Below are 26,484 nucleotides of genomic sequence, written 5' to 3'. Positions count from 1 at the left end.
GGCATTTTCGGGGCGGCGTTGCAGTTTTGCCGGTGAACGGCCGCGGCATCAGAACGCGGTGATGAGCACATAGCTGCCAGCCGCAAGGAGCAGAGCACCGGCGGCAGAGGCAAACAGCCTTGGATGGGGAAAGGTCTTCTCGGCCAGCACAAACAGCGCCAGCCCGGCAATCCAGTAGAGGTTCATGATCCCGCCGGCAAACAGCAGGAGCATCAAGGCCCAGCAGCAGCCAAGGCAGTAGGTTCCATGGTGGGCGCCTATCAGTATAGCACCGTCCAGGCCTGTGCGTTTATGCGCGGTCAGAAATTGTACCGGCATACGGCAGTGAGTCAGGCAGGCGTGCTTGTAGGGGGTAAACTGATAGGCGCCCGCCGCCAGCAGGACCGCACCACCGAGGGCGCGGCTGCTAAGCGACATCATTGGGCCGTTTGACAGGCCCGTGGTTTCCAGCCACCACTGAAGGGCGGTGGCAATTGCAGAAAAGAAGGCCCAGGCGAACAGGTAGCCGCTGAGGAACAGCATGCTGAGGAGCGGCGCCTTGCCGGGTGCGGAACCGGCCTTCTTGATGGCGGTGAACAGCAGCAGCACCGGGGCCGCGCTGGGGGTCATCATGGCGATCATCATCACCCACCACATCAGGAAGATCAGAACCGCGTAGCCCAGGGTCCAGGGCGCTCCAGCGCCCATCGCCATCGGCTCCCCGATCGGGCGGGCCATGCGGGTCATCTCAACCGCGGTCATGTCCATGCCGACGCCCAGAACGGTGTACAGCCCGCTGAGCAGCACGACAAAGGCCACGGCCCCCAGCACCACCTTCTGATCGTTGCGGGCCAGGCGCTCGGCTGTACCGGTTATGTGCTGCGCCCGGGCCATGGCGGATCAGGCTGCGCGCTCGACGCCTTTGCCGGTCAGATGCAACTCGGCGACATGGGCGTGGGTTCCGCTGTTCTTGTTCAGACTGATGGCAGAGCCGGGGGTCTGGGTCGTGCCCCGGCACACGGAGGCCTCGGAGTATTCAAAGCCGTTCGGCAGCTTGATCTGAACCGAATGCGGCGCTCCGGACACGATGTGCGCAATCGGTTCGACCTTGGTTTCCCCAATGCTGCCTGCCTTGCCATGGCCAATTCCGGTTTCTGCGTCAAAACTCAGCGATACCGGTGCGCTGAGTGTTTCGTGCTTGGTGGTGCACATGGCGTTGAAGACGAAGAACATGGTTGCAAATTCTTCGGTATCCTGGCCGGTCATGATCGCCTCAAGCGCGGACTTTTGCTCCGCTGTGGCGCGCTCGTCGATGATGATCTGCATCTCGCCGTTGCCCTCGTGGATCGGGCCCGGCCATTTGTAAATTGCTGCTGCCAGCAGACCGTCCAGCACCGTCTCCCCGTAGTGACCTTTGTCGATGCGGAAGGTCAGCATCGCTTCGCAGGTGCCGTCATTGGGCAGCTGAGAGAATTGGCAGGGGCAGCCTGGAACGCAGTTGCAATTGGCGATTTCAAAGCCGTGAATGGCCCAGTCTTTCATGACGATCCCTCCTGTTTTGCCAGTGCAAGCAACACTGCCCGGCAAACTCCGGTTGGGCCCGTACGAAAAACAGCTACGCTCAGTGATTTTCTATTGTTTGCAGCAGGTCCCGCTGCATTCTCCCCGGTTCGGTTAAATTATCACAAAATCGTGTATATTTAAAAAGAAAAAGCCCCCGCTGCCGGACAGCGGGGGCTTTGCATCCAACGGTGGAATCAGTTGCCGGCGCTTTCCATCTTGCGATGGGCGATCACTTCTTCCAGCCAGCCGAGCTTCATCTCCGGCACGGAGCTGAGCAGCAGGTCGGTGTAATCGTCAAACGGCGGGCTCAGCACCTTGGACTTGCCGCCGTAGCGCTGCACCTTGCCCTGATACATCACCGCGATGTTGTCGGAGATGGCGCGCACGGTTGCCAGATCGTGGGTGATGAACAGATAGGCCACATCCTCGATCTTCTGCAGATCCAAGAGCAGCTTCAGGATGCCGTCTGCCACCAGCGGGTCGAGCGCCGAGGTGACCTCGTCGCAGATGATCATCTTGGGCTTGGCCGCCAGCGAGCGGGCGATGCAGACGCGCTGCTTCTGGCCGCCCGACAGCTCCGCCGGGTATCGGTCGATGAACTTCTCGCCCAGCTCGATCTCGTCCAAGAGTTCGATGATCCGCTTTTTCTTCTCCGCACCGCGCATGCCGAAGTAGAACTCCAGCGGGCGGCCGATGATGGTGCCGACGGTCTGGCGCGGGTTCATCGCCACGTCTGCCATCTGGTAGATCATCTGCAGTTCGCGCAGGTCCTCGCGGGTGCGCCCCTTGAGGTCGGGCGAGAGCTTGCGGCCGGCAAACTCGATCTCGCCCTCGCGCGGCGGCAACAGGCCGGTGATCACGCGGGCGAGGGTGGACTTGCCGGAACCGGATTCGCCCACCACCGCCAGCGTCTGGCCGGGGTACAGGTCGACGTTCACATTGTGCAGCACGTCGAACTGGGTGCCCTTGTAGCGCGCGGTGATGTTGCGCACGCTCAGCACCGGCTCCTCGGTCGGCGGTTTCTCCTCATGCTCGATGGAGCGGACCGAGACCAGCGCCTTGGTGTACTCCTCCTGCGGGTTGTTGATGATCTGGTCGACATGGCCGTATTCGACCGTGTTGCCCATCCGCAGAACCATGATGTCGTCGCTCACCTGCGCCACAACCGCCAGGTCGTGGGTGATGTAGAGCGCGGCAACGCCGGTGTCGCGGATCGCCTCCTTGATCGCCATCAGCACGTCGATCTGGGTGGTTACGTCGAGCGCGGTTGTCGGCTCGTCGAACACCACCAGATCCGGCTCCGGGCACAGCGCTAGCGCGGTCATGCAGCGCTGCAACTGGCCGCCCGACACCTGGTGCGGGTAGCGTTCGCCGATGTTGTCCGGATCCGGCAGGCCCAGCTTGGCAAACAGCACCCGGGCGCGGGCCTCAGCCTCCTTGCGGGAGAACTTCTTCTGTTCCACCGCGGCCTCGACCACCTGGTCCATGATCTTCTTGGCCGGGTTGAAGGAGGCTGCCGCCGATTGCGACACATAGGTTACCTCGGCACCGCGCAGTTTGCGGATGTCCTTGTGGCTGCCCTTGAGGATGTCGCGGCCGTTGACCCAGACCTCGCCGCCGGTGATCTTCACGCCGCCGCGGCCATAGGCCATGGACGCCAGGCCGATGGTGGACTTGCCGGCGCCGGATTCACCGATCAGGCCCAGGACCTTGCCGGGCGCGAGGTCAAAGCTGACCCCGTGCACGATCTCGATGTCGCGGGGGCGTTCGCCCGGCGGGTAGATGGTCGCGCCGATTTTCAGGTCGCGGACTTTCAACAGGGTATCGCTCATCCGCGGCCTCCTTTCAGCGATGTGGTCCGGTTCAGCACCCAGTCAGCCACCAGGTTGACCGAGATCGCCAGGGTGGCGATGGCAAAGGCCGGGATCAGGGCCGCAGGAATGCCGTAGACGATGCCTTCCTTGTTCTCCTTCACGATGCCGCCCCAGTCAGCCTCAGGCGGCTGCACGCCCAGGCCCAGGAAGGACAGGGTGGAGACAAACAGAACCGCAAAGATGAAGCGCAGGCCCATCTCCGCGATCAGCGGCGACAGTGCGTTGGGCAGGATCTCGCGAAAGATGATCCAGGCGGTTTTCTCGCCGCGCAGGCGGGCTGCCTCGACGTAGTCCATGACCTCGATATCGACAGCAACGGCACGGGCCAGGCGGTAGACGCGGGTGGCGTCCAGAAGGCCCATTACCAGGATCAGCATCGGAATGGTGACCGGCGCAACCGACAGCACCACCAGGGCGAAGATCAGCGTCGGGATCGACATCACCAGGTCGACGAAACGCGACAGCGCCTGGTCGATCCAGCCGCCCATCACCGCGGCAAAGAAGCCGAGGACGGAGCCGAGAGTGAAGGACAGCACGGTTGCAGCCGTCGCGATGAAGATGGTGGTGCGGCCGCCATAGATCATCCGGCTGAGAAGGTCGCGGCCGATGTTGTCGGTGCCCAGCAGATAGTCTGCGCTGGAGGGCTCCCACACATCGCCGACCACTTCGCCGACGCCATAGGGGGCCAGCAGCGGCGCAAAGATGGCGCCGAGGAAGTAGAGGGCCGTGAAGAACAGCCCGATGAGTGCGGAAATGGGGATATTCTTCATTTCGGATGCCTCAGGCGCGGGTTGCTCAGGATGGCGACGATATCGGCGATCATGTTGAGGCCGATATAGACGGCGGCAAAGATCAGGCCGCAGGCCTGCACCACAGGCACGTCACGCTTGGACACGTGGTCGACCAGGTACTGGCCCATGCCGGGGTAGACAAAGACCACCTCGATCACCACGACGCCGACCACCAGATAGGCGAGGTTCAGCATCACCACGTTGACGATCGGCGCGATCGCGTTCGGGAACGCATGGCGGTAGATTACCTGAAAGGCGTTGAGGCCCTTCAGCTCGGCGGTTTCGATATAGGCCGACTGCATTACGTTGAGGATCGCGGCGCGGGTCATCCGCATCATATGGGCCAGAACAACCAGTGTCAGCACGGCAATCGGCAGCGCGATGGCGTTCAGCTTCTCAAACAGGCTCATGTTGTCGTTGACCATGGCCACCGAGGGGAACCAGCGCAGCTTCACTGCGATGAAGTACATCAGCACATAGCCGATGAGGAACTCGGGGATCGAGATCGAGGCCAGGGTGACGGCCGAAATCATCTTGTCGGGCCAGCGGTCCTTGAAGCGGACGGCCAGCAGGCCCAGGAAGATTGCCAGCGGGACCGCAACCACGGCAGCCCAGAAGGCGAGAAACAGGGTGTTCCAGAAACGGCTGCTGAGAGCCTGGGCGATGTCCTGGCCGCTGGTCAGCGCGGTGCCAAGGTCGCCCTGCATGGCGCCGAAGAGCCAGGCAAAATAGCGTTGTACGGGAGGATCGTTCACGCCCAGCTCAGCCCGCAGGTTGGCCAGTGCCTCCGGCGTTGCCGACTGCCCCAGGATCGATTGGGCAACATCGCCCGGCAGAACGATGGTGCCGGCGAAGATCACGATTGAGATGAGCAACAAAAGAAGGAGGCTCAGCGCAATGCGCTGAGCCAGGAGTTTTACGATCGGAGACATATTAGGCTTTGACCCACAGCTTGCTGGCCGCATAGCCGTTCATCAGAACCTGGCCCGGGATGCCTTCGACAAAGCCGTCGACCTTGTCGGTGGTCGCTTCGACGAAGTCGTTGAACATCGGGCAGATCAGGCCGCCCTCGTCCCGCAGGATGGTCGACATGTCGGCGTACATCTGGGTCCGCTTGGCAACGTCCAGCTCGCCGCGGGCGGCAACCAGAATCTGGTCGAACTGCTCGTTGTTGAAGCGGGTGTCGTTCCAGTCCGCGGTCGACAGGTAGGCGGTGGTGAACATCTGGTCCTGGGTCGGACGGCCGCCCCAGTAGCTGGTGCAGAACGGTTTGGCGTTCCAGACTTCCGACCAGTAGCCGTCGTTCGGCTCGCGCTTGACGTCCAGTTTGATGCCGGCGCTGTTCAGCGACTGCTGGAACAGGGCGGAGGCATCGGGCGCGCCGGGGAAGGAGTTGTCCGAGGTGCGCAGCAGGATGGCGCCGTCGTGGCCCGATTTCTTCAGGTGGTGCATCGCCTTGTCCGGATCGAACTGGCGCTGCTCCAGCTCGGTGTACATCGGGTAGGAGGCGTTGATCGGAGTGTCGTTGCCGACGGTGCCGTAGCCGTTCAGGATCTTGTCGACCATTTCCTGGCGGTTGATGCCGTACTTCAGCGCCATCCGCACGTCGTTGTTGTCGAACGGAGCGGTGTTGCAGTGCATGATGAACACATAGTGGCCGGCCGCGGAGGTCGAGTGCACGGTGATGTTCGGCGCGCGGTCCACCAGTTTCGCGGTGCGGGGCGGCACCCGGTCGATCACGTCCACCTGGCCGGACTGCAGTGCTGCGACGCGGGCGGTGTCGTCGTTGATGACGATGATTTCCACGGTGTCCGCGTTGCCCAGATCACCCCAGTAGTTCGGGTTCTTCTCGGCCACGAAGCGCACGCCCATGTCGGCGGATTTGATGATGTAGGGGCCGGTGCCGATGGGCGCCGCCGGATCGTCATTGCCGCCGTTCGGCTGGATGATCAGGTGATAGTCGGCCAGCAGGTAGGGCAGGTCGGCGTTCGGGCTGTCCAGCTCGAAGACAACGCTGTCGCCGTCCGCGCGCACGTCCTTGATGCCGCGCATGATGCCCAGGGCGCCGGACTTGGTGTCCTCGCCGCTGTGGCGCTCCATGGTCTTGACCACGTCGTCAGCGGTCACGTTCTGGCCGTTCGAATAGGTCACGCCAGAGCGCAGCTTGAAGGTCCAGGTCTTGGCGTCGGCCGAGGCTTCATAGCTTTCCGCCAGCTTGCCCTCGATGCCGCCGTCGTCGGCCAGCTCGACCAGGGTTTCACCCCACAGGCGGGTGACCATCAGGCCAACGGTGTTGGTGACCAGCGCCGGGTCCAGGCTGTCGGTGGTGGAGCCGCCCTGCAGGCCGAGGCGGATGGTGCCGCCCTTCTGCGGGCCGGCCGCCTTGGCGGCGGTGGACAGCAGCAGGTTGGCGGACACTGCGGTAAAGCCCAGTGCGGCGGCCTTGCCCAGGAAGTCCCGGCGCGAAAGTTTTCCTGCCGCGGCCTGGGCGGCCAGATACTGCATATGTCGGTTCATTGAGTTCTCCCGATTGGTTGCGGTGCTGAGGCACCTGTTTTTTTGATTGGCGATTTAAGATTTGCGTATTTACCGCTAACTCGCAAGCGTTATTAGCGCAACGCCGGGGAAGCTCCCTGCACGGGCGCGCGCGGCTCAAACTGCGGATGTCGTCTTTTTCAGGCCAGGTGCCGCTTTTGCGGTTTTCGACTTGCGGAAAACAAAAAAACTTCCGGAAAGCGACAGGAAATAATGATGCGGTGGATTGGCGGATTTTTTATGAATCTGCCTGGCAGGTCAGGCAGGCCGGCCCGCCACGGAACAGAATCGATGCTTTTCTGTCAAAAAACGCCCTTCGTGCCGCAGGCAGGCCCGCCGGGCGCCGCGAGTGGGCGCTTCATCCGCGGCGTGTTTGATTGCCGCTGAATACGCGGCTGTCAGGCTTGTTCGGTGTCCATCCAGATGGTCACCGGGCCGTCGTTCAGCAGCCGGACTTTCATGTCGGCACCAAACCGCCCCTTTGCAGTTTTCAAACCCAGCGCTGCCAGCTGGGCGGCAAAATACTCGTACAGCCGCTCGCCCTCGGCCGGGGCGGCAGCGGTGGAAAAGCCGGGCCGGTTGCCGCGGCGGGTGTCGGCCGCCAGGGTGAACTGGCTGACCACCAGCACGCTGCCGCCGGTATCCAGTACAGAGCGGTTCATCTTGCCGCCCTCGTCCTTGAAGATCCGCATCTTGGAAATCTTGGCGGCCAGCTGGTCTGCCTGCGCTTCGCTGTCGCCCGCCATGGCGCAGACCAGCACCAACAGCCCTGGGCCGATGCCGCCGATGACCTCGCCGTCAACCGTGACCGAGGCCTCGCTGACCCGTTGAATGAGTGCCCGCATGTCTGCTTCCTTCTGAGAACTGTCCTGGCTGCCTGCCCTTTCGCGGGGCAGGTCCTGGACAGCTCTAGCCCCTTTGCCGCGCGCGGGCGAGTGCATCGGACGAAATCTTCCTGCGCACGCGCTGCGATTGCGCGGGATCAAGGCAGGGCTGCCGTGCCGGCGGTACAATCGGGCGCAACAAGAAAGGAGGCTGAACAATGGTGGAAAAAACCGAACATGGCGGCTTCTGGCCGTCGATTTATGATCCTTTCCGCAGCTTTGGCGCCCGGCTGGCCGACTGGCTCACCCCGGCAACCGAGGCGTCGTCGGGCAAGGAGGCTTATGACATTGCCATGGAGCTTCCGGGTGTTCCGCTGGAGGACGTGGAGCTGACCGTGGATAACGGCGTGCTGACGATCCGCGGCGAGAAGAAGACCCAGTCAGAGAAGAAGGGCGACACCTGGTATTTCAGCGAGCGCCAGTATGGCGCGTTCCGCCGGTCCTTCCGGTTGCCGGAGGACGCGGACGGGCAGGCGGCTTCGGCCCGGATGGAGGACGGCGTGCTGCACATTGCGGTGCCGAAAAAGGCGCAGGAGCAGCCGGAGACCGCCCGCAGGATTGAAATCAGCAAAGGCTGACAGGGAGGCCGGCCAAGGGTTCCGGCTCAGAATCCGGGGAAAGGAACCGGCCGGTTCAGGAGGGGGGCGGCTGCGCCCCCTTCCGCATTTCACGGGCGCTACCGCTGGCTCGCGACCAGGGCGATGCCGGCACCGATCACCAGGGCAAGCAGCACGGCAAAGGCTATTTTCCAAACTGAGTATGGCCGCTCGCCCTGTACCCGGCCGGACTGGCCGTTGACTACAAAGCGGTAGGTCTTGCCGCGGTATTTGTAGGCGGCGAGCCAGACCGGCAGCAGAATGTGCTTGAACGTCACCTCAGACACCTTGGTGTCGATATGGGCAATGCGCTGACGGTCGCCGCCGATGTCAAAGCGCACGTCGCGCTCGATCACCCGGTCCATCTTCTGCCCGGCCTCGGCAAAGCCTGCCTCCAGATCCACCGTGTAGGCCTCGGCCCGGAACCCTGCCAGATACTGCGGCTGATAGGGTTCCAGCTGCGCCAGGTCCCAGGGCTCCAGCGCCTCGGTGTATGTCTTGGGCAGGCTTTTGGAGGCCAGCACCAGCACATCGTCAAAGAACCGCTGCACCCGGCCCGAAACCGGCGTCCAGCGCACCTTGGCGACCTGCCGGGTCCTGGTCTTGCCGTCCTGCTGGAAGGTTTCGGTGACATAATAGACGGTGCCGCGCTGGCCGCTGTAGCTGCTGCGGGTCTGGGCGTCATAGGTCCAGTAGGGCACATAGATGCCCTGCATCCGCCGCCCCTTGCGGGCATATTCCCTGAGGCCGTTCGGCGCGAACCACAACTGACCCAGCCAGTCTGTCATCGCCTTGTGCGCCGCGCGTTCCTCCACCGCAAAGGGCAGCACGCCCTTGGGCTTGATATGCCGGTTTTCGCCGGTGCCGGTCACCACCGGCGTGGCGCAGAACGGGCATTCCCTGGCGTGGGTGTCGGGGTCGAATTCCACCTGCGCGGCGCAGTTGGGGCAGGTGGAGACGCGGGTGACCTCGATTTCCGCTTCGGGCAATTGCTCGGCCGCTGCCGCGCGGAAATCCAGCTCCTGCAGGGCGCTGCCTTTCCAGGGGCCGCTGCGGATGCTTTCGGTATGGCCGCAGTGGCCGCAGGTCAGCGTGCCTGAAGCCGGGTCATAGGTATAATCCGCGCCGCATTGCTCGCAGGGAAAGCGGTGGGTTTCCTCGGCGGCGGCGGGCACAGTTTCAACGGGCGGCGGCGGGGGCATCGTCACGGGGAGGCAACCTGTCGGGCAGAGTCAGTCAGGGAAGGGCGGGGGCAGCTGCCGGCTGCCCTGCGGCGGTGTTACCCGGCGGGCGGCGCCGGCGGCGGAGGCGGCGGCGGCAGGACGGTGAACAGCTGTGCCAGCTCCATCACCTCGCCCGCGCGTTTCCAGCCGTCCTGTCCGGGGGTCCAGACATGGGTTTCGCGCGTCAGCGTGCCGTCCTGCGCCATCCGCCCCATCCGCGCCTTGGAGAACGGACCGGAAGTCTGCCCGTCTACGGCGATATGCCAGACGTGCTCCACCGGCGGCGGGGGCGGTGCCGCGGGTGCTGACCTTTGCGGTGCAGCGGGTTCGGGCCGTGCGCCCCAGGGGCCGGACGGCTGACCCGCTGCCTGAGAGGCCGCGCCTCCCTGCAGCGCCTGGCCCATCTGCTGCGCCATCGCCATTCCCATGCCCATCCCGAGGCCTGCGCCCATGCCGCTGTTCGGGGTTTGCGCGGCTGCGGTCATCGCTTCGGCGGCGGAGAACTGGGTGTACCGCCCCAGGTCGCCCAGAACGCCCATCTGGGTGCGCTTGTCCATGGCCTCCTCCACCGCGGCGGGCAGCGAGATGTTCTCGATGTAAAGCTCCGGCATCATCAGGCCGTAGTCCGCCAGGGTGCCGGAAATCTCTGCCGCCACCAGCTTGCCCAGATCGGCGGTGTTGGCGGCCATGTCCAGAACAGGGATGCCGCAGCCTGCAATGACGCGGCTGAACTCCTGCACGATGATGTTGCGGATCTGGTAGGAGATCTCGTCCATGGTGAACTCGCCGTCGGTGCCGACGATCTCCGACAGGAACCGCGCCGGGTCGGCCACCTTGATTGCATAGGTGCCGTAGGTGCGCAGGCGAACGGGCCCGAACTCCGGGTCGCGGCAGATGATCGGGTTCTTGGTGCCCCACTTCAGGTCGCTGAACCGGGTGGTGTCGACGAAATAGATCTCCGACTTGAACGGCGACTGGAAGCCGTGGTCCCAGTGCTGCAGCGTCGTCATGACCGGCATGTTGTTGGTCTCCAGCATGTAGAGACCGGGGGTGAACACATCGGCCAGCTGGCCCTCGTGCACGAACACCGCCGCCTGGCCCTCGCGCACCGTCAGCTTGGCGCCGTATTTGATCTCATGGCCCTCGCGCTCGAACCGCCAGACCATGGTGTCGCGGGTGTCGTCCACCCAGTGAATGACATCAATGAATTCGCCTTTGAGAAAATCGAAAATACCCATGTTTCAAGTCCTTTTCCTTTGGCGGCCTACAGTTCCTGGCCCATCGCCTCGCGGGCGAGAATGCGGATGATGGGGCGCGCCTCTTCCAGGCTCATCCCCGTTTTCATTCGTGGATCATACAGCATCTGCAGCAGTTTTTCGTCAAAGCTGGTCAGCAGCGCAAATTCGTCGTCGTCATTGAAAATCGAGGGCCGCGCCCGCGGGCTGTCGTTCCTGAGGCCCAGGCCTTGCGCCACTTCCTCATGCACGCAGCTCTTGCGCACCAGGTCGGGGTGCTCGGCCCGGATCAGCGCCACTCCGCGGGTATAGGACAGCGGATCGCTTTGCGGTCCGCCTGCCACCACCAGGCAGTAAAAGCTGCGCGGCGGAGCGGCCAGCAGCGACAAGTCCCGCGCGCTGATCGAAGGCAGCAGCTCGCGCACCCGCTCGGCGACAAAGGCGCTGTCGTCGAGGCTGGCAAAGATCACGTGGAAATTGGCCCTGCCGCTGACGGTGCCGATGGAATGGCCGGTGATCCGCGCCAGACGCGCGGCGTATTCGGTGACCGTGTCGCGGTCGGTCCTGCGCCGGTCGGCAGGCACCGAGGGGCCGAATTCCGCCGCGATCCGGACCGGGCCGGCCCAGCGGCCCAATCCGCCGGAGATTCCCGAGCCGCCGTATTCGTCGTAAAACGCCAGCTGTTCAAAGCTCCTGGCCAGATCCTCGGCATCATAAGGCGTGTCCGGTCCGCCGCCATCGGTGCGCAGCAGGCCGCGGGTCAGCAGGTCGCGCTGCAGGGCGTTGTAGTAATAGGCCAGCTGGGCGCTGTCGGCGGAGGGTTTGTAGACCGCGGGCTGCGGCGCCGCCGGGCGGGCCCTGGGCACCAGCGACTCCGCCTGGTCAAAGGGCAGGCAGGCCGAGAGCGCAGCCAGCCCGGCAAGGGCCGCTGCGCTTTTCCAGATGGTCTGAATTGCCTGCACCCAAGCCGCCTTTCTCAGTTCGGAACCGCGGTGCTGGCAGTGTCGCCAACGCCGTCGCGGCGCGCCTTGGCGGCGGCCAGCGTGTCGCGCAGCTCTGCCTCCATCTTCTGCAGCTCGGCCTCGGCGGCGGCGCGTTTGGCCTTGCCCTCATCCGCGATCCGCAGGCTGTCCTGAATGGTGCCGATCAGGTCCGCGTTGGCCTGTTTCACCGCTTCGATATCAAACACCCCGCGCTCCATCTCCTGGCGGATCATCTCGTTCGACTGGCGCAGGTTGGCGGCGTTGGAGGTCAGCAGCTCATTGGTCAGGTCATTGGCATCGCGCACCGCCGCGGCGGCCTGGGCCGAACGCTGGATGGTCAGGGCCTGCGCCAGCTGGGTTTCCCACAGCGGCACGGTGTTCACCAGGGTGGAGTTGATCTTGGTCACCAGCGACTTGTCGTTTTCTTGCACCAGCCGGATCGAGGGCAGCGACTGCATGGTGACCTGGCGGGTCAGCTTCAGGTCATGCACCCGCCGCTCCAGATCATCGCGGGCGGCGCGCAGGTCGCGCAGTTCCTGCGCCTTCATCACCTGGTCGCCTTCCGGCGCGGCCTGCACTTCGGCCTCCTTGGCCGGGATCGTGGTGCTGTCCAGCTCTGCCAGCTTGGCTTCGCCCGCCGCGATATAGAGCGCCAGCTCATCGTAGAATTGCAGCGTCTTTTCATAGAGAAGGTCGAGCGACTTGATGTCCTTCAGGAGCGTATGCTCATGCCCCAGGAGGTCATCGGTGATCCTGTCGATCTGCCCCTGCACGGTTTCATAGCGCGCGGTGAATTTCACGAAAGGCGTGGCCTTGCCCAGCAGCCGCTCCCAGAAGGTCGCCTTGCGGCGCACGTCCAATTCGGACACCGAAAACCCGCGGATCGTGGCCACGATGTTGCGCAGGCTGTCGCCCGCGGGCCCCACATCCTTGTTGCGCACGTCGGCGAGCATGGCCTGGCTGATCGTCTGCAGCTCTTCCTGCGCGGCAGAGCCGAAATGGATGATCGAATTGGTGTCGCCCATGTCGATCTGTTCCATCCGCTGCCGGATTGCCTCGCTGGTCGGTTCGTCGGCCTGCTCCAGCGGCTGCACGTCTGCCACGGGTTCAGGCAGTTCGATGGCGGTGACTTCAGTGACCAGGGCTTCGGCCTCGGCGGCTTTCTGTTGGATGGATTCGGACATGAACGGCTTCCTCGCTAATCAGTTGCGGTCCAGATGGACTCCTTCACGCTGCAATCGGTCGCGCAGCACTTCAATTTCAATGGTCAGGTCGGCGCGGTCCTCCACCAGCATCTTGCGGGTGCGCGCGGCAAAATTCTGTTCCAGGTCGTCCAGCAGCGCCAGGTAATCGGCGCGGGCCTGAGCGTCCTGGCTGCGGGCGTAGATGTCGGCGAATTTCACCGTCGCATCGCGGGCGCCCTGCAAATAGACGGTCAGGTACTTGCGGGCAGCGGTCAGATCACGCGGGTCTTCCTCCACCGTGCGGAACAGCTCGCGGGCAACGGACTGAAACTGCTCCACCCGCGCCTCGACCTTGCGGTCACGGGCGCGCAGGGCGGCGTCCTTCATCGCGGCAAGGCTTTGTTCTGCCTCATCCACCGCGCGGGCCACCCGGGACTGCTGGAAATCGTCGACCCCTTCCACGCCTTTGTCCCGCAGCGGGTCAATGCCAAAGGCGGTGACGTGCAGGCCCGCTGCAGCGGCGCCGTAAACGGCGGCAATCAGGATGCCCGGTTCGGCCTTCCACGCCGCCAGCGCCGCGCCGCCGCCCGTCAGCAGCGCCGCCAGGATCTTGCGGGGCAGGGCGGGTTTGCGCGCCACCTTGCGGGCGGCATAGGCGGCTTCGGCTTTCAGCCCCTCGCGCAGCAGCAAGGCGCCGCCGGTCCACAGGCCGGCCCCGATTAGCCCCAGCGCCAGCCCCGCGGCGCCGTCGTTCAAGGACAGGAGGGTCAAGATCGCAGGCGGCACGAACAACACGTTGGCGCGCACTCCGACCGGGTCCACCTGGGCGTTGCGGTAAGACTGCTGCGGCGGCGTGTCCTGCGCTGCGGGTTTGCCGTCAGGGCTGTACTTGCCGCCGTATCGCTGCGCCATCAGCTCAGCCCCCCACGATCCAGCCGGTGCTGAGGCCGAACATCAGGATCAACAGGGCAGCATAGGCAAGTTTCTGCACGCGAAGGCCCCCCCAAGACCGCCAGCGAAGATTAACTGATTGGAAATCTAGGGGATAGCTGGCGGTGTTGCTAGGGGGAAGTCTGCGGGAAACGGCTCAGCGCCGGGGATTCTTGCCGATCGGGCGCTTGCCGGCGCCGCGCGGGGCGGGGCGGTCCTGCTGCGGTGCCGCGGTCCGGCCGCCCGGTTTGCCGGGTTTTCCTGGCGCCTTTGCCACCGGTTTGCCGCCCGGCTTGCCCGCCGGCCTGCCAGCGGGTTTGCCGCCGCGGGAGCGGGTAGGGCGGCCTGCCGGCTTTTCCTCTTCCGGCTCCAGCCCGAGCTGGTCGCGCACCACGCGCGGGCGCAGCTCCTCGACTTCGCCCGGTTTCAGATCGCCCAGCTGGAACGGCCCGTAGGACACCCGCAGCAGCCGGTTCACGCTATAGCCGATATCCTCCATCGCGCGGCGGATCTCGCGGTTCTTGCCCTCGCGAAGGCCGACCGTCAGCCAGGCGTTGGCGCCCTGCTGGCGGTCCAGCGTCACGGTCATCGGCTGGAACTTCTCGCCCTCGATCACCAGGCCCTTGCGCAACGGGGCAAAATCCTCGTCCTTGGGGCGGCCGTTGATCCGCACCCGGTAGCGGCGCAGCCAGCCGGTGGCGGGCAGCTCCAGCTTGCGCTTGATGCCGCCGTCATTGGTCAGCAGCAAGAGCCCTTCGGAGTTGAGGTCGAGCCGTCCCACCGTCATTACCCGCGGCATGTCCTCCGGCAGCTCGTCGAAGATGGTCTTGCGGCCCTTTTCGTCGCTGTTCGACGTCACCAGTCCGGTGGGCTTGTAATACAGCCACATCCGCGGCGCCTCGGCCTCCGGCAGCGGCTGGCCGTCAACGCTGATCCGGTCTGCCGCGGTCACGTTCAGCGCCGGGCTGTCGATCTTCTTGCCGTTCACCGACACACGGCCCTCCGCAATCATGCGCTCGGCTTCGCGGCGCGAGGCAACGCCGGCGCGCGACAGGACCTTGGCGATGCGGTCGCCCTCAGGCGCGGCGCCTTCGGGTTTGGAAGGCGCTTTGCGGGGCTGGGATTTCGGGGCCGGTTTGCCCTTGGGGGATGCGGGTGTTTTGCTCATGCCCGTGCCATAGAGCATTCCGCCTCCTTGCGAAAGCGGGCAATCGCGGGCGGGCAAAGTGTGGTGAGGGCAGAGCCCGGCCGCGGGCGGCAAGCGAAGCGCCCGCCCATGGGGGCGGACGGGCGCTGCCCGGCGTTGCCGCCGGGCCGAAACTTTTCTAAGTGTATAGCCTTGCTGCATTCAAGCTGAGCGGAGCGTATGGCATTCAAATCGCACATGGATAAGGCGCTGGCTGAGGCGCGGGCAGCGGCAGAGCGCGGTGAAGTGCCTGTGGGCGCTGCGCTGATCTCGCCGGACGGGCAGGTTGCGGCGCTGGCAGGCAACCGCACCCGCGAACTGAACGATCCCACCGCCCACGCCGAGATTCTGACCATCCGTGCGGCCTGTGCCGCCTTGGGTAGCGAGCGGCTCACGGGCTACGACCTCTATGTGACGCTGGAGCCCTGCGCCATGTGCGCCGCTGCAATCGCTGCCGCCCGCATCCGCCGGGTGTACTACGGCGCCGCTGATCCCAAGTCCGGCGGCGTGGCGCATGGCGCCTGTGTGTTCTCCCATCCGCAAGCGCATCACGCGCCTGAGGTCTATGACGGGATTGCCGAAGGCGAGGCCAGCGCGCTGCTCAAGGAGTTCTTTGCCGGCAAACGCTGATCATGGAGCATGTGACGTGCCGTCGCTTCGCTTGCCGGTTGCGCCTGTAGGTCAAATGTCCTAGATTGCAATTAGGTCAAACGTCCTAGGGGTGTAGATGCCACAGCCAGCAACCAAAGACCGGATCGCTGAGGCCGCGGACCAGCTGTTCTATGAGCGCGGGTTCGAGGCCACGTCGTTTGCGGATATCGCCGCGGCGGTCGGCATCTCGCGCGGCAATTTCTATTATCATTTCAAGACCAAGGACGAGATCCTTGAAGCAGTGATCGCGCGCCGCTTGGCTTCGACCCGCACCATGCTGAACACCTGGCAGGCGGAAGGCGCCGGCCCGGAGCAGCGGATCATCTGCTTCATTCGCATCCTGATCGCCAACCAGGCCAAGATCATTCTGTACGGCTGTCCCGTCGGCACGCTGGTTGCGGAGCTTGGCAAGCTGAACCATGCGGCGCAGGATCAGGCCAATGCGGTTTTCACTCTGTTCCGGACATGGCTTTGCCGCCAGTTCGAAGAGCTGGGCTGCGGCACGGACTCGGATGCCCTGGCCATGCACCTGCTGGCGCGCAGCCAGGGGGCAGCGGCGCTGGCGCAGGCATTTGGCGATGTGGAATTCATCAACCGCGAAGTGGCGCTGATGCAGGACTGGCTCGAGTGTCAGCTGCCACAGGATCACCCCCGTTAATATGCATCACAGGAGACAAGCATGTATTTCATTTTGCTGACATTTGCCGAGCAGAAAGACCGCCTGGCCGAATACCTGGACGGCCACAAGGCCTGGCTCCAAAAGGGGTTTGAGGACGGGGTGTTCCTTGCCGCCGGATCCATGACCGATGGCGAAGGCGGTGCGATCCTCGCCGTGGGCGAAAGTGAGGAGGACCTGTTTGCCCGCGTGGCGCAGGATCCCTTTGTGACCGGCGGCGTGGTGGAGCCGGAAATCATCGGCGTTGCGCCCACCATGATGGATCCCCGGCTTGATTTCCTGCGGGGCGGGGAATGAGCCGCTTGTACACCGCGCCTGACGGCGGCACCCGCTGCGCCTGGAGCGCCTCGGCCCCGGATTTCCTGCGCTACCACGACGAGGAATGGGGCTACCCGGTGGGCGACGATATCCGACTGTTCGAGAAGGTCTGCCTCGAAAGCTTCCAGTCCGGCCTCAGCTGGCGGACTATTCTCGACAAGCGCGAAAACTTCCGCGCCGCCTTTGCCGGGTTCGATTTCAACGAGATGGCGAAGTTCGGCGCGAGGGACGTGGAGCGGCTGCTGCAGGACAAGGGCATCATCCGCCACCGCGGCAAGATCGAGGCGGTGATCAACAACGCCGCCCGCGCACAGGAGCTGGTGGCGGAGGCGGGGTCCCTCGCCGCGTTTTTCTGGAGCTATGAGCCGAACCCGGAAGACCTGCCGGAGCCGCAGACCGCCTCCACCAGCCCCGAATCCGTGGCGCTGTCCAAGGCGCTCAAGAAACGCGGCTGGAAATTCGTTGGGCCGACCACGGTTTTTGCGTTCATGCAGGCGATGGGGCTGATCAATGACCACGCCCGCGGCTGCATCTGCCGGGAGAAGGCGGCTGCAGCGCGTGCGGCGTTCACCGTGCCGCAGACGAAACCGGCAGCCTGAAACCTGTCTGCGCCGGGCCGTCAGGCCCGGCGCCCCGCCCAACGGGAGCGGGTCTGCCCTGCAGATCCGGCGGCGGGCGGGAGGTTTTCCGCACGCCCGGACAGGTCAGATTTCGATCGCCTTCATCACTTCCGGCTTGATGACATCGACGCCGGGCAGCCCTTCAATCAGATCCTTGGCGTCCTGCTCCAGGACCGGGAAGCTCTTGTAGTGGCAGGGAATCACCGTCTTGAAGTTGAAGTACCGCTTGGCCGCGTAGGCCGCCTGTTTCATGTCCATGGTGAAATGGCCGCCCGCCGACAGGATGCCCACGTCCGGTTTGTAGTAATCGCCCATCCACTCCATGTCGGCCATGATCGCGGTGTCGCCGGACAGATAGACCGTCTTGCCCTCCGCCATCAGCATATAACCCACTTCCGAACCGCCGGTGCGCAGGCCGTCCTGGGTGTTGAAGGTGGAGCTGTGCGAGGCCGGCACCATCGCAACCTTGACCCCGCCCAGGTCCACCGTGCCGCCCTTGTTGAAGCCGGTGGTCTGCACGCCTTCGGTCTCGCCCCACAGGCCCATCAGGTCGTATTGCCCCACCACCGGCACCTCCAGCCGTTTCGCCAAGGGCAGCACGTCCACCACATGGTCGAAATGCACATGGGTCAGAAGGATATGGGTGGCGCCTGCAATCGCGGCCTCATGGCTGTCTTCCGGCAGTACCGGGTTGCCGCTCAGCCAGGGGTCCACCAGCAGCACCTGGCCGCTTGTTTCGATGCGGAATGAGCCGTGGCCCAGCCAAATGATCTTCATCGCATTTCTCCTCCCGTTGTCCTTGGCGGAAGCCTAACAGGCCTGATGCGAAATGGAATTGAAGCCTGCGGATAATTTGCCGCGCCTGCCCGGTTAAGCCGGCGCAACGCAGCGAACGCCCCATGCCGGCTTGCAGCGCAGGCGGCACGGCGGTAAATGCCTATCCAACACCAGATGAGGGTTTCCATGTCGATAGACCAAAGCACCGCCGCCAAGGTGGCCAAACTGGCCCGGATCAAGGTCGAGGACGACGCGCTGCCGGCGCTGGCAGACGAGTTCAACAACATCCTGGGCTTCATCGAGCAACTGAACGAGGTGGACGTCGAGGGCGTCGAGCCGATGACCTCCGTCACCCCGCAGCGCCTCAAGCGCCGCGCGGATGAAGTCACCGACGGCAACCAGCAGGACAAGGTTCTGGCCAATGCGCCGGACGCCCGCGAAGGCTTCTTCGCAGTGCCCAAAGTCGTGGAGTAAGAGACATGAGCGATCTGAACAAACTGGGCCTGGCAGAGGCCCGCGACGCGCTGCGCAAGGGCGACACCACTTCCGTTGAGCTGACCGAAGCCTGCCTCAAGGCGATCGACGCGGCTGATGCTCTGAACGCCTTCGTGCACAAGACGCCCGAGATTGCGATGGAACGCGCCAAAGCGGCGGACGACCGCATCAAGGCGGGCGATGCGCCCTCCATGTGCGGCCTGCCGATCGGCATCAAGGACCTGTTCTGCACCAAGGGCGTTCCCTCGCAGGCGGCCTCGAAGATCCTCGAAGGCTTCAAGCCGGAGTATGAATCCACCGTTAGCCAGAAGCTGGCCGATGCCGGCTCCGTCATGCTGGGCAAGCTGAACATGGATGAGTTCGCCATGGGCTCCTCTAATGAGACCTCCGTCTACGGCAATGCCGTCAGCCCCTGGCGCCGCGGCAATGACGACGCCCAGCTGACCCCGGGCGGCTCCTCCGGCGGCTCCGCTTCTGCTGTGGCGGCCGACCTCTGCCTGGCGGCCACCGGCACCGACACCGGCGGCTCGATCCGCCAGCCTGCCGCCTTTACCGGCACCGTCGGCATCAAGCCGACCTACGGCCGCTGCTCGCGCTGGGGCATCGTTGCATTCGCCTCTTCGCTGGACCAGGCCGGCCCGATGACCAAATCGGTGCGCGACGCGGCGATCATGCTGGAAGCCATGTGCGGCCATGACCCCAAGGATTCGACCTCTGCCGAACTGGCGGTGCCGGATTTCGAGGCGATGCTGACCGGCGACATCCGCGGCAAGAAGATCGGTATCCCCAAGGAATACCGCATGGACGGCATGCCCGGCGAGATCGAGACGCTGTGGGCCGACGGCGCCGAGATGCTGAAAGCAGCCGGTGCCGAGATCGTCGATATCTCGCTGCCCCACACCAAATATGCGCTGCCCGCCTATTACGTGATTGCCCCGGCTGAGGCCTCCTCGAACCTGGCGCGCTATGATGGCGTCCGCTACGGCCGCCGCGCCACGCTGGAAGCCGGCGACGGCATCACCGAGATGTACGAGAAGACCCGCGCCGAGGGCTTCGGCCACGAGGTGCAGCGGCGTGTAATGGTCGGCACCTACGTGCTGTCGGCTGGCTTCTACGACGCCTATTACAACCGCGCCCGCCGCGTCCGCACCCTGATCAAGAAGGACTTTGAGGACGCCTTTGCCGCCGGTGTCGATGCGATCCTGACCCCGGCCACCCCGTCCGCGGCCTTTGGCCTGGGCGAGATGACCGAGGCGGATCCGGTGCAGATGTACCTCAATGACGTGTTCACCGTCACCGTGAACCTGGCGGGCCTGCCCGGCGTTGCGGTGCCTGCCGGGCTGGACAGCCAGGGCCTGCCGCTGGGCCTGCAGCTCATTGGCAAGCCCTGGGAAGAGGGCGATCTGCTGAACACTGCCTATGCGCTGGAGAATGCGGCCGGCTTTGTAGCCAAGCCGCAGCAATGGTGGTAAACCTCTGCGCAAGCAATTGAGCAGAGCTGACAGGTACCCCATGCGCGCATTCGCATCTTACGCCGCCGCAGGCAGCCTTCTGGTTATGGCTGCCTGTTCTCCCCAGGTTCCCGACAGCGCCGCAGGCGTTGGCATCGACGGCGACCCGTTTGCGCCGCCGCCCGCCGCTGGCACCACCATCAATGGCGACCCGCTGGTGCCGCCCGCGCGGGTGTCCACGGAAACCTACCAGACCGCGGCCGCGCCGCGCAGCGCCGGCACCTCAACCGCTGCAGGCACGTTCAGCAGCGCCGCGGCGTCCGCCGGCGACGCGGACATCGCCCGCCAGACCGAAGCGGCCCTGGCAGCCTCCCGCGCCAGTTCCGGCTCCGGGACCGGCACGGCGCCGCTGGACGCCAGCCCGTCCAACCCGGCGCCGCAGCTGGCAGGCAACGCGGGTATCTCGGACGAGAACGATTTCCAGGCAGTGTCGGCGCGCCAGTCGATCGAAAGCGATGCGGCGCGGCTGGAGCGGCAGCGGTCGCAGTACCAGCAGGTGCAGCCCACCGCGGTGCCGGAACGCGCTGGCGATAGCGGGCCGAACATCGTCAAATACGCGCTCAGCACCTCCAACCCCAAGGGTGTGCGGCTCTACACCCGCGCGGGCATCAATCTGAAGGCCCGCAGCGCCCGCAACTGCGCGGAGTTCGCCTCGCCTGACCAGGCCCAGGTCGCCTTCCTCGAAAGCGGCGGCCCCGAGCGCGACCGCAAGGTGCTGGACCCGGATGGCGACGGCTTTGCCTGCGGCTGGGATCCGGCGCCTTACCGGCTGGCCGTCCAAAACTGATGACGGCTGATCAGCCAGGCGCCGTTTGGCACCCCAGCCCGAATTTCGGGCCCCGCAGGGATGGCCTGACGCCGTCCCTGATCGTTTTGCACTACACCGCGATGGACAGTGCTGCAGCGGCGCTGGACCGGCTTTGCGATCCGGCGGCCGAGGTTTCCGCCCACTACCTGATCGGTGCGGACGGCGGCCTGTGGCAGATGGTGGCGGAAGACAGCCGCGCCTGGCACGCAGGCGCCGGCGAATGGGCCGGGCAGGCGGACATCAACTCCCGCTCCATCGGCATCGAGCTCGACAATCGCGGCACCCATCCGTTCAGCGAACCGCAGATGGCGGCGCTGGAAGCGCTGATGCGCGGCATCATGCAGCGCCGAGACATCCCGCCTGCGGGGGTGATCGGCCATTCCTGCATGGCGCCGGGACGCAAATGCGACCCCGGCCCGCGTTTCGACTGGGCGCGCCTGGCCCGGCTTGGGCTGGCCGCGGGAGGCTTCGGGGCGCCGCAGCCGCAGAGCATGGAATTTGAGGACTTCCGCCAAGCCGCCGCCGCGGCCGGTTTCACGGCACCTGCTGATGATCAAACGCTTCTGACGGCTGTGCGGCTGCGGTTCCGGCCCTGGGCGCGCGGCCCGCTCTCGGCAGAAGACTTTCTGCCTTTGCATCCGCTGGTCCGCTAAGGGGGGCTTATGCGAGGCTCTGCCTCGCGCTCCGGGATATTGGGGGCCAGATGAAGAGCGGATCCATTATTCATCTGGCTGGAAATATCCTGGGGTGAATTGGCCCTTCGCCAAGAGGGGCAAAGCCCCTGCCGCCGCACTATCCGCTTGACGGCGGGCGCCGTTGTTCCTACGCCTCCCCTCGCGCAGAAGGCTGGATGGCCGCCGGCGCGGGGGGAGCCCCGTGCGGGAGGAAAGTCCGGACTCCATGAAGCAGCGGTGCCGGGTAACGCCCGGGCGGGGAAACCCGACGGAAAGCGCCACAGAAAACAGACCGCCAGCCCCCGGGCTGGTAAGGGTGAAACGGTGGGGTAAGAGCCCACCGCGCCCCTGGCAACAGGGGCGGCACGGCAAGCCCCACCGGGAGCAATGCCAAATAGGGTCCCCGCGCGGGCTGGTTCCGGTCCGCCGGGATACCGCCGCTAGGTTCGCTTCAGCCGAGAGGGACCGGGTTGGCAGCTTGAGCGGCGCAGCAATGCGCCGCCTAGATGAATGGCCATCGATCCCTGCCTTACGGGGCAGGGGGGACAGGATCCGGCTTACAGGCCTTCTGCGCGTTTTTCCGGTTCATAGGCAGCGGCTGCTCCGGGTATGCCCTTCAACTCGAAACTGCCGGCTTTCTGCAGGCCGGCGCCAATGGCCTGGGCGGTGGCCTCGCACAGCAGGATCTGCCCGCTTTGCGCCTGCTCGCAGAGCCGGGCCGCCAGGTTCGGCGCCGCGCCGATTGCCGCATAGTCCAGCCGCCCTTCGAAACCGATCTGCCCCAGCGTCGCCTCGCCGGTGGCAATCCCGATTCCTAGGCCGATCCGGCTGCCGCCGGTTTGAAAAGGTCTCAGGGCGCCGGGAAAGGCCGCCTGCATCTGCTGCGCCAGCGCCAGCGCCTGCCCGGCCGGATCCTCGCAGGGCAGCGGCGCGTTGAACAGAACCAGGAGCCCGTCGCCCAGAAACCGCTCCAGCGTGCCGCCCGCCTGATCAATCAGCGGCCCGGCGGTCTGGTGAAAGGCGTTGAGCGCCGCAATCACCTGTTCCGGGGCAACCGCACTGGCAAAGGCGGTGAAGCCGCGCAGGTCCGCAAACAGAACCGTCACGGTGCGGCGCTGGCTGTTCAGCAGGGCGCTGCCGTCGCCCGCGTTCACGATCATCGCCGCCACCGGCTCCGGCAGGAAACGGCGCAGCCGGTTGGTCCGCTCCAGCTCGGCGACCTGATGCGCCACCTTGCGCTCCAGCTGGCTGTTCCAGGACTTCAGCTCCTCCTTTTGCGCATTGACCTCCTCGTACAGCGCGCCCAGCTCCCGGCTCATGCTGTTTGCGTTCCTGGCCAGCCCGCCGAACTCATCGCGGTTGGGAACAGCGGCCCTGGCAGTGAAATCGCCGGAGGCGACTGCGCTCAGCGTGCGGCCGATCTGCTCCACCGGCCAGAGCACGGAGGAGGAGATCGCATAACCCGCCAGCAGCGACAGCAGGACCGCGGCCACGCTGGCCCCGATGACCAGAGCGCGGGCACGCGCGTAGGCCTGGGCGGTCTGCTGCGCGCGCAGGTTCATCCGCCGTTCGATGTCCTTGGCGATTGTATAGGCATCGCGCTGCAGGCTCAGGGCGATCGGGGTGAACTGCTTTTCCACCAGTTCGGCAACACGCGCCGTGCCGCCGGTCCGCCGGGCCTGGGCAAGGGCCGTTGCGGCAGGCGGCAGACGCTGCGCGGTCCGCTGCAGTGCCGGCAGCCGCTGATCCCTGGGCAGGTTCTGAAGCTCCACTTGCCGCGCATGGCGGGCAACGATGACGGTCAGGTCATTGGCTTCATTCAGCGCCTGGGCCAAAGGCAGCCCCATGCGGCCCGGGGTCTTGGACGTGCTGGCCATGGCAAACACCAAGGCGTCGCCGGCGCTTTGATAAATGCGGTTATAGGCTGCGATCTGCTGCTGATCGCGGATCAGCTGCCGGGTCCGCTCATTGGCTTGCAGCAGCGTCTGCAGCCCCAGCAGCGCAAGTACGATCACCAGGCCGGTTCCGGTCAGAAAGGCGGCCAGCAGCTTGTGCCGCAGCGAAACCGCCAGACCGGCCACTGCGCGCACCAGAAGATTCGGCTGCTGGGCTAAGTGGCTGGAATCCCCGGGTTCGGGCATCGGCAGGGCTTTCGGTCTGTGGCGCGGATCTTCAGCCATTGAAATGGGGCAATCACGGCGGAAAGCGATGTTTCACCGCCCCAATCGGCGGGAAAGCCGCTGAAAGCCCCTGTTGTGCGGGGCGGGCGGGCAGAATTGGCCCTCCGGGGCGGTTTCCGGGCGATTTGGCTGTTGACTTGGGGCGCAGGGCGGGTAAAAGCCGGGCTTCAGATAGGAATTTACCGAGAGGCCCCTGCCTTTTCGGACGCAGGAGAAGCACCATGGCGAAGCCGACCACCATCAAGATCCGCCTGAACTCGAGCGCGGGCACCGGCCACTTCTATGTGACCAAGAAAAACGCACGCACCATGACCGAGAAAATGGTCGTGCGCAAATACGACCCGGTCGTGCGCAAGCACGTCGAGTACAAAGAAGGCAAAATCAAGTAAGCCTTCCTTACGGACCGATTTCCGGAAACGGGTCGCGCGCTGCGCGGCCCGTTTTCTTTTGCGCCTTCATCTGCGCCGTGCATCCGCATCGGCCCGCTGTCTGCAATTGTCGGAAAATGCCGCGCGGATTGCCGGGGGCTCCGGCACCTTGTTGCCCCATTTCCGGCCTAGCCTGTGGCTTGTGGGTGAACAAGCAAGCGGGTGGATGTGTTGTGAGGGTAATCTTGTTAGCGGCGGTGCTGTCAGCGGCCGGGGCGCCGGTGTCCAGTTTCTTTGAAGAGAAGGCCGCGGTGCCGCTGCCCCCGGCCGTCAGTGCCGCGCCTTTACCCGTTGCGGCAGCAGCCCCCCGTCAGCACGGGGCAGCGCAGCAGGCGGTATCGGACAGGTTTGTGCGCCTGAACGGGCGCAGGCTGGCGCTGAGCCTGGTGCGCGCGGGCAGCGCCGGTGTCGCGGTGCTGAGCGTCCCGGAAACCAGCGCGGTGCCCGTCCTGCCGGAGATTGCGGAGGCGGAGCTGCGCAGCCTGCTGCAGAGCGTCTCGGGCTGCCTCGTGGATGGAAGCCTCCGCAAGGTGCCGGGCCGGCAGGGGGCGATTGCCATTTCCGCCGGCCTTGATTGCTCCGGCGTCTGACCTCAGGCGCGCCACTCTGCCACGGTCAGCACCGGTTCCATCCCCATACCCTGCATCAGCGCCGCCGAGGCGCTGTTGAACGGCGCATAGGTGGCCGCAATCACCGTGGCGCCTTCTGCCAGCGCCCGCGTCTTCATCGCCTCCACCAGCGCCTTGCCGACGCCCATCCGGCGCCAGGCTCCGGTGACCGAGATATGGTGCAGCATGGCGCGTTTTTCGGCGGCGCGGACGGGCAGGGCAGGGCGGTCCTGCAGCTCATAGATCAGGTAGCCCAGCAGCGCCCCCTGCGGGCTCTCTGCGGCCAGCGCAAACACGTTCTCCTCCTGCAGCCAGCGTTGCAGCCAGGCAGCCAGATCGCCGCTGCCGGGCGCCGGAATGTGGCGCTCCGGCTGATGCTGGGCGTGCAGCGCGTGCAGGTCCTGCAGCAGCGGCAGCAGGCGGCCTGCCTCTGCCGCCGGGATCTCAATGATTTTCATGGGTGTGTCCCCTGTTATCGTTGTTGAAAATGAAAAGGGGCGGATCGCTGAGATCCGCCCCTCGCTGTGTTGGAATGTGACCTGCGGTTATTCGCGGTTGCCAAGCAGCTGGAGCAGCATCATGAACATGTTGATGAAGTCCAGGTAGAGGCTCAGCGCGCCCATGATCGCGGATTTCGCCAGCCACTCCTGGTCGCCCGCGTGGGCCATCTGCAGGTAGTCGTTCTTGATCCGCTGGGTGTCATAGGCGGTGAGGCCTGCAAAGATCAGCACGCCGATCACCGAGATCGCAAACGCCATGGCGGAGGACGCCAGGAAGATGTTAACGATCGACGCCACGATCAGGCCGATCAGGCCCATGATCAGGAAGGAGCCCATGCCGCTGAGGTCCTTCTTGGTGGTGTAGCCCACCAGCGACAGGCCCGCAAAGGCGATGGAGGTGATCAGGAACACCTGCACGATGCTTTCGCCGGTGAAGACCAGGAAGATCGAGCTGATCGACAGGCCCATCACGGTGGCGAAGACATAGAACAGCAGCTGCACGCCGGCCGCGGACATGCGGTTGGCGGCGGCGCCGATGCCGAAGATGAAGGCCAGCGGCGCGAACATGATCACCCACTTCAGCGGCGAGGCATAAAGCGCATAGCCGATGTTGGTCAGGTATTTGTCAGCGCTCAGCTGGGCCACGGCATTGGCCGGGTCGGAGGTGACCGCCAGCCCGGCAATCGCCCAGGCGGCCAGGAAGGTGATGAACGTGCCTGCCGACATGGTGGCATAGACTTTGTTCATATGGGCGCGGAGGCCCTCATCAATCTGCGCGGCGCGGGCGCCTGCGGCAGAGCGGATGGTATCGAATTGTGCCATATTGAATGGTCTCCGTAATCTACTCCCTCGCTGCCGGCACGCGAACAGGACCGCAGGCGGCAGCTTTCCAGCCAAATATCGGGTGAAGCGGAGTTCGGTTCAAGTATTTCGGACAAAGAAATACATGAAAAACAACCAAACGGGCCGCGCTGCGGCGGCCCGTCCGTAAGGCCGGCGCCTGACTGGCCGGAACCGGCTCAGCCGTGCCAGTGATCCGGCGCTTTCCAGAACCCGCCGCGGGCCTCCGCGTCCGCCTGCGCCCGGGTCACGCCGATATCCTCCAGCGCGCGCGCATCGAGCCGCGCCAGCTGGCGGCGCTGGCGCCAGGCGGCCATGTGAAGGCGCAGGCGAGACGTTATTGAAAGCTGCGGTTTGGCGGCGCGGCAGGGGGCGGTGCAGGATGAGGTTGCGAGGGTCATGGGCTTGGTCCTTCAGTTATGTTTGTGATGCTTC

Annotated in this window: 28 protein-coding genes, 1 other RNA gene and 1 pseudogene; 12 read left to right on the top strand and 18 right to left on the bottom strand. The window is 65.1% G+C overall.

Translation table 11 applies throughout. From position 1 onward, the window contains the following. Positions 1-48 precede the first annotated feature (48 nt). The 7 genes from LHL23_RS06185 to dtd form a co-directional block, all read right to left on the bottom strand. Positions 49-873 carry a DUF2182 domain-containing protein gene (locus LHL23_RS06185; protein ID WP_226429183.1) on the bottom strand — a complete coding sequence of 275 codons (825 nt, stop codon included), beginning with the start codon at positions 871-873 and terminating at the stop codon, positions 49-51. 6 nt (positions 874-879) lie between these two features. Beyond that, positions 880-1,521 (bottom strand): DUF1326 domain-containing protein, encoded by a 642-nt coding sequence (locus tag LHL23_RS06180; protein ID WP_222478315.1) that lies wholly within the window; start codon positions 1,519-1,521, stop codon positions 880-882. Between the two features lie 215 nt (positions 1,522-1,736). Beyond that, positions 1,737-3,374, bottom strand: a complete 1,638-nt coding sequence (locus tag LHL23_RS06175) for an ABC transporter ATP-binding protein (protein WP_226429182.1) — start codon at positions 3,372-3,374, stop codon at positions 1,737-1,739. Beyond that, the gene (locus LHL23_RS06170; protein WP_019295750.1) at positions 3,371-4,186 is read right to left on the bottom strand and encodes an ABC transporter permease; all 816 of its coding nucleotides are present in this window, start codon (positions 4,184-4,186) and stop codon (positions 3,371-3,373) included. The genes LHL23_RS06175 and LHL23_RS06170 overlap by 4 nt, the downstream gene beginning before the upstream one ends. Continuing rightward, on the bottom strand, positions 4,183-5,139 hold the full coding sequence (locus LHL23_RS06165) for an ABC transporter permease (RefSeq protein ID WP_226429181.1): 957 nt from the start codon (positions 5,137-5,139) through the stop codon (positions 4,183-4,185). Before LHL23_RS06165 ends, LHL23_RS06170 begins: the two co-directional genes overlap by 4 nt. A 1-nt stretch (position 5,140) precedes the next feature. Then, on the bottom strand, positions 5,141-6,724 hold the full coding sequence (locus LHL23_RS06160) for an ABC transporter substrate-binding protein (protein ID WP_226429180.1): 1,584 nt from the start codon (positions 6,722-6,724) through the stop codon (positions 5,141-5,143). Positions 6,725-7,140: 416 nt separating this feature from the next. Next, positions 7,141-7,587 (bottom strand): D-aminoacyl-tRNA deacylase, encoded by a 447-nt coding sequence (gene dtd / locus LHL23_RS06155; RefSeq protein WP_226429179.1) that lies wholly within the window; start codon positions 7,585-7,587, stop codon positions 7,141-7,143. Between the two features lie 197 nt (positions 7,588-7,784). Between dtd and LHL23_RS06150 the strand changes: the two genes are divergently transcribed. Further along, entirely contained in the window at positions 7,785-8,204 is a 420-nt protein-coding gene (locus LHL23_RS06150) for an Hsp20/alpha crystallin family protein (RefSeq protein WP_222478326.1), read from the top strand. Positions 8,205-8,302: 98 nt separating this feature from the next. Here LHL23_RS06150 and LHL23_RS06145 read toward each other — a convergent pair whose 3' ends face one another. The 6 genes from LHL23_RS06145 to LHL23_RS06120 form a co-directional block, all read right to left on the bottom strand. Continuing rightward, a complete protein-coding gene (locus LHL23_RS06145; protein WP_226429305.1) occupies positions 8,303-9,424 on the bottom strand; it encodes a TFIIB-type zinc finger domain-containing protein in 1,122 nt (373 codons plus the stop codon). A 77-nt stretch (positions 9,425-9,501) separates the two neighbouring features. Next, a complete protein-coding gene (locus tag LHL23_RS06140; RefSeq protein WP_226429178.1) occupies positions 9,502-10,683 on the bottom strand; it encodes an SPFH domain-containing protein in 1,182 nt (393 codons plus the stop codon). Between the two features lie 26 nt (positions 10,684-10,709). Next, the gene (locus tag LHL23_RS06135; protein ID WP_413229466.1) at positions 10,710-11,633 is read right to left on the bottom strand and encodes a DUF2927 domain-containing protein; all 924 of its coding nucleotides are present in this window, start codon (positions 11,631-11,633) and stop codon (positions 10,710-10,712) included. A 23-nt stretch (positions 11,634-11,656) separates the two neighbouring features. After that, entirely contained in the window at positions 11,657-12,847 is a 1,191-nt protein-coding gene (locus LHL23_RS06130; RefSeq protein WP_226429177.1) for a toxic anion resistance protein, read from the bottom strand. 18 nt (positions 12,848-12,865) lie between these two features. Continuing rightward, the gene (locus LHL23_RS06125) at positions 12,866-13,759 is read right to left on the bottom strand and encodes a 5-bromo-4-chloroindolyl phosphate hydrolysis family protein (RefSeq protein ID WP_222478331.1); all 894 of its coding nucleotides are present in this window, start codon (positions 13,757-13,759) and stop codon (positions 12,866-12,868) included. Positions 13,760-13,934: 175 nt separating this feature from the next. Then, the gene (locus LHL23_RS06120) at positions 13,935-14,945 is read right to left on the bottom strand and encodes a pseudouridine synthase (RefSeq protein ID WP_226429176.1); all 1,011 of its coding nucleotides are present in this window, start codon (positions 14,943-14,945) and stop codon (positions 13,935-13,937) included. 198 nt (positions 14,946-15,143) lie between these two features. Between LHL23_RS06120 and LHL23_RS06115 the strand changes: the two genes are divergently transcribed. The 4 genes from LHL23_RS06115 (at position 15,144) to LHL23_RS06100 (ending at position 17,207) form a co-directional block, all read left to right on the top strand. Further along, entirely contained in the window at positions 15,144-15,593 is a 450-nt protein-coding gene (locus LHL23_RS06115; protein WP_226429175.1) for a nucleoside deaminase, read from the top strand. A gap of 97 nt (positions 15,594-15,690) precedes the next feature. Further along, positions 15,691-16,272 (top strand): TetR/AcrR family transcriptional regulator, encoded by a 582-nt coding sequence (locus LHL23_RS06110; protein WP_226429174.1) that lies wholly within the window; start codon positions 15,691-15,693, stop codon positions 16,270-16,272. 21 nt (positions 16,273-16,293) lie between these two features. Continuing rightward, positions 16,294-16,587, top strand: coding sequence for a YciI family protein (locus tag LHL23_RS06105; protein WP_226429173.1), 294 nt, complete (start codon positions 16,294-16,296; stop codon positions 16,585-16,587). Next, positions 16,584-17,207 carry a DNA-3-methyladenine glycosylase I gene (locus tag LHL23_RS06100; RefSeq protein ID WP_226429172.1) on the top strand — a complete coding sequence of 208 codons (624 nt, stop codon included), beginning with the start codon at positions 16,584-16,586 and terminating at the stop codon, positions 17,205-17,207. Before LHL23_RS06105 ends, LHL23_RS06100 begins: the two co-directional genes overlap by 4 nt. Before the next feature lie 105 nt (positions 17,208-17,312). On the opposite strand, the gene LHL23_RS06095 is transcribed toward LHL23_RS06100, so the two are convergent. Next, a complete protein-coding gene (locus LHL23_RS06095) occupies positions 17,313-18,005 on the bottom strand; it encodes a metal-dependent hydrolase (RefSeq protein WP_226429171.1) in 693 nt (230 codons plus the stop codon). Between the two features lie 186 nt (positions 18,006-18,191). On the opposite strand from LHL23_RS06095, the gene gatC reads away from it, so the two are divergent. The 5 genes from gatC to rnpB all read left to right on the top strand — a co-directional run bounded on the left by gatC (position 18,192) and on the right by rnpB (position 22,069). Next, entirely contained in the window at positions 18,192-18,479 is a 288-nt protein-coding gene (gene gatC, locus LHL23_RS06090; RefSeq protein WP_222478346.1) for an Asp-tRNA(Asn)/Glu-tRNA(Gln) amidotransferase subunit GatC, read from the top strand. A gap of 5 nt (positions 18,480-18,484) precedes the next feature. After that, the gene (gatA, locus tag LHL23_RS06085; protein WP_226429170.1) at positions 18,485-19,972 is read left to right on the top strand and encodes an Asp-tRNA(Asn)/Glu-tRNA(Gln) amidotransferase subunit GatA; all 1,488 of its coding nucleotides are present in this window, start codon (positions 18,485-18,487) and stop codon (positions 19,970-19,972) included. Between the two features lie 40 nt (positions 19,973-20,012). Beyond that, on the top strand, positions 20,013-20,798 hold the full coding sequence (locus tag LHL23_RS06080) for a hypothetical protein (RefSeq protein WP_226429169.1): 786 nt from the start codon (positions 20,013-20,015) through the stop codon (positions 20,796-20,798). Beyond that, positions 20,798-21,472, top strand: a complete 675-nt coding sequence (locus LHL23_RS06075) for an N-acetylmuramoyl-L-alanine amidase (RefSeq protein WP_226429168.1) — start codon at positions 20,798-20,800, stop codon at positions 21,470-21,472. The genes LHL23_RS06080 and LHL23_RS06075 overlap by 1 nt, the downstream gene beginning before the upstream one ends. Before the next feature lie 185 nt (positions 21,473-21,657). After that, positions 21,658-22,069, top strand: an RNA gene (rnpB, locus tag LHL23_RS06070) — RNase P RNA component class A. A gap of 95 nt (positions 22,070-22,164) precedes the next feature. Here rnpB and LHL23_RS23590 read toward each other — a convergent pair. Beyond that, a pseudogene (locus tag LHL23_RS23590) lies at positions 22,165-23,055 on the bottom strand (adenylate/guanylate cyclase domain-containing protein); the annotation flags it as partial. An 839-nt stretch (positions 23,056-23,894) separates the two neighbouring features. Here LHL23_RS23590 and rpmG point away from each other — a divergent pair. Next, the gene (gene rpmG, locus LHL23_RS06060) at positions 23,895-24,062 is read left to right on the top strand and encodes a 50S ribosomal protein L33 (RefSeq protein WP_008554190.1); all 168 of its coding nucleotides are present in this window, start codon (positions 23,895-23,897) and stop codon (positions 24,060-24,062) included. Between the two features lie 260 nt (positions 24,063-24,322). Further along, a complete protein-coding gene (locus tag LHL23_RS06055) occupies positions 24,323-24,691 on the top strand; it encodes a hypothetical protein (protein WP_226429167.1) in 369 nt (122 codons plus the stop codon). A 2-nt stretch (positions 24,692-24,693) separates the two neighbouring features. Here the strand turns inward: LHL23_RS06055 and LHL23_RS06050 are convergent, their stop codons facing one another. From LHL23_RS06050 to LHL23_RS06040, 3 genes are all read right to left on the bottom strand, one after another. Then, positions 24,694-25,167 (bottom strand): GNAT family N-acetyltransferase, encoded by a 474-nt coding sequence (locus LHL23_RS06050; RefSeq protein WP_226429166.1) that lies wholly within the window; start codon positions 25,165-25,167, stop codon positions 24,694-24,696. Positions 25,168-25,254: 87 nt separating this feature from the next. Continuing rightward, positions 25,255-26,031, bottom strand: a complete 777-nt coding sequence (locus LHL23_RS06045) for a Bax inhibitor-1/YccA family protein (protein ID WP_222478355.1) — start codon at positions 26,029-26,031, stop codon at positions 25,255-25,257. Between the two features lie 197 nt (positions 26,032-26,228). Then, positions 26,229-26,450, bottom strand: a complete 222-nt coding sequence (locus tag LHL23_RS06040; protein ID WP_222478356.1) for a DUF1127 domain-containing protein — start codon at positions 26,448-26,450, stop codon at positions 26,229-26,231. Between the last annotated feature and the right edge of the window lie 34 nt (positions 26,451-26,484).

The sequence above is a fragment of the Leisingera sp. McT4-56 genome (genome assembly GCF_020514995.1).
In the GTDB taxonomy this organism is placed as follows: Bacteria; Pseudomonadota; Alphaproteobacteria; order Rhodobacterales; family Rhodobacteraceae; genus Leisingera; species Leisingera aquaemixtae_A.
This window is presented reverse-complemented; position numbering and strand designations above follow the sequence as displayed.

What these genes read in the sequence shown, in the direction of transcription:
- LHL23_RS06185 (WP_226429183.1), bottom strand. Translation starts at nt 873, where the DNA reads ATGGCCCGGGCGCAGCACATAACCGGTACAGCCGAGCGCCTGGCCCGC.
- LHL23_RS06180 (WP_222478315.1), bottom strand. Translation starts at nt 1,521, where the DNA reads ATGAAAGACTGGGCCATTCACGGCTTTGAAATCGCCAATTGCAACTGC.
- LHL23_RS06175 (WP_226429182.1), bottom strand. Translation starts at nt 3,374, where the DNA reads ATGAGCGATACCCTGTTGAAAGTCCGCGACCTGAAAATCGGCGCGACC.
- LHL23_RS06170 (WP_019295750.1), bottom strand. Translation starts at nt 4,186, where the DNA reads ATGAAGAATATCCCCATTTCCGCACTCATCGGGCTGTTCTTCACGGCC.
- LHL23_RS06165 (WP_226429181.1), bottom strand. Translation starts at nt 5,139, where the DNA reads ATGTCTCCGATCGTAAAACTCCTGGCTCAGCGCATTGCGCTGAGCCTC.
- LHL23_RS06160 (WP_226429180.1), bottom strand. Translation starts at nt 6,724, where the DNA reads ATGAACCGACATATGCAGTATCTGGCCGCCCAGGCCGCGGCAGGAAAA.
- dtd (WP_226429179.1), bottom strand. Translation starts at nt 7,587, where the DNA reads ATGCGGGCACTCATTCAACGGGTCAGCGAGGCCTCGGTCACGGTTGAC.
- LHL23_RS06150 (WP_222478326.1), top strand. Translation starts at nt 7,785, where the DNA reads ATGGTGGAAAAAACCGAACATGGCGGCTTCTGGCCGTCGATTTATGAT.
- LHL23_RS06145 (WP_226429305.1), bottom strand. Translation starts at nt 9,424, where the DNA reads ATGCCCCCGCCGCCGCCCGTTGAAACTGTGCCCGCCGCCGCCGAGGAA.
- LHL23_RS06140 (WP_226429178.1), bottom strand. Translation starts at nt 10,683, where the DNA reads ATGGGTATTTTCGATTTTCTCAAAGGCGAATTCATTGATGTCATTCAC.
- LHL23_RS06130 (WP_226429177.1), bottom strand. Translation starts at nt 12,847, where the DNA reads ATGTCCGAATCCATCCAACAGAAAGCCGCCGAGGCCGAAGCCCTGGTC.
- LHL23_RS06125 (WP_222478331.1), bottom strand. Translation starts at nt 13,759, where the DNA reads ATGGCGCAGCGATACGGCGGCAAGTACAGCCCTGACGGCAAACCCGCA.
- LHL23_RS06120 (WP_226429176.1), bottom strand. Translation starts at nt 14,945, where the DNA reads ATGAGCAAAACACCCGCATCCCCCAAGGGCAAACCGGCCCCGAAATCC.
- LHL23_RS06115 (WP_226429175.1), top strand. Translation starts at nt 15,144, where the DNA reads ATGGCATTCAAATCGCACATGGATAAGGCGCTGGCTGAGGCGCGGGCA.
- LHL23_RS06110 (WP_226429174.1), top strand. Translation starts at nt 15,691, where the DNA reads ATGCCACAGCCAGCAACCAAAGACCGGATCGCTGAGGCCGCGGACCAG.
- LHL23_RS06105 (WP_226429173.1), top strand. Translation starts at nt 16,294, where the DNA reads ATGTATTTCATTTTGCTGACATTTGCCGAGCAGAAAGACCGCCTGGCC.
- LHL23_RS06100 (WP_226429172.1), top strand. Translation starts at nt 16,584, where the DNA reads ATGAGCCGCTTGTACACCGCGCCTGACGGCGGCACCCGCTGCGCCTGG.
- LHL23_RS06095 (WP_226429171.1), bottom strand. Translation starts at nt 18,005, where the DNA reads ATGAAGATCATTTGGCTGGGCCACGGCTCATTCCGCATCGAAACAAGC.
- gatC (WP_222478346.1), top strand. Translation starts at nt 18,192, where the DNA reads ATGTCGATAGACCAAAGCACCGCCGCCAAGGTGGCCAAACTGGCCCGG.
- gatA (WP_226429170.1), top strand. Translation starts at nt 18,485, where the DNA reads ATGAGCGATCTGAACAAACTGGGCCTGGCAGAGGCCCGCGACGCGCTG.
- LHL23_RS06080 (WP_226429169.1), top strand. Translation starts at nt 20,013, where the DNA reads ATGCGCGCATTCGCATCTTACGCCGCCGCAGGCAGCCTTCTGGTTATG.
- LHL23_RS06075 (WP_226429168.1), top strand. Translation starts at nt 20,798, where the DNA reads ATGACGGCTGATCAGCCAGGCGCCGTTTGGCACCCCAGCCCGAATTTC.
- rpmG (WP_008554190.1), top strand. Translation starts at nt 23,895, where the DNA reads ATGGCGAAGCCGACCACCATCAAGATCCGCCTGAACTCGAGCGCGGGC.
- LHL23_RS06050 (WP_226429166.1), bottom strand. Translation starts at nt 25,167, where the DNA reads ATGAAAATCATTGAGATCCCGGCGGCAGAGGCAGGCCGCCTGCTGCCG.
- LHL23_RS06045 (WP_222478355.1), bottom strand. Translation starts at nt 26,031, where the DNA reads ATGGCACAATTCGATACCATCCGCTCTGCCGCAGGCGCCCGCGCCGCG.
- LHL23_RS06040 (WP_222478356.1), bottom strand. Translation starts at nt 26,450, where the DNA reads ATGACCCTCGCAACCTCATCCTGCACCGCCCCCTGCCGCGCCGCCAAA.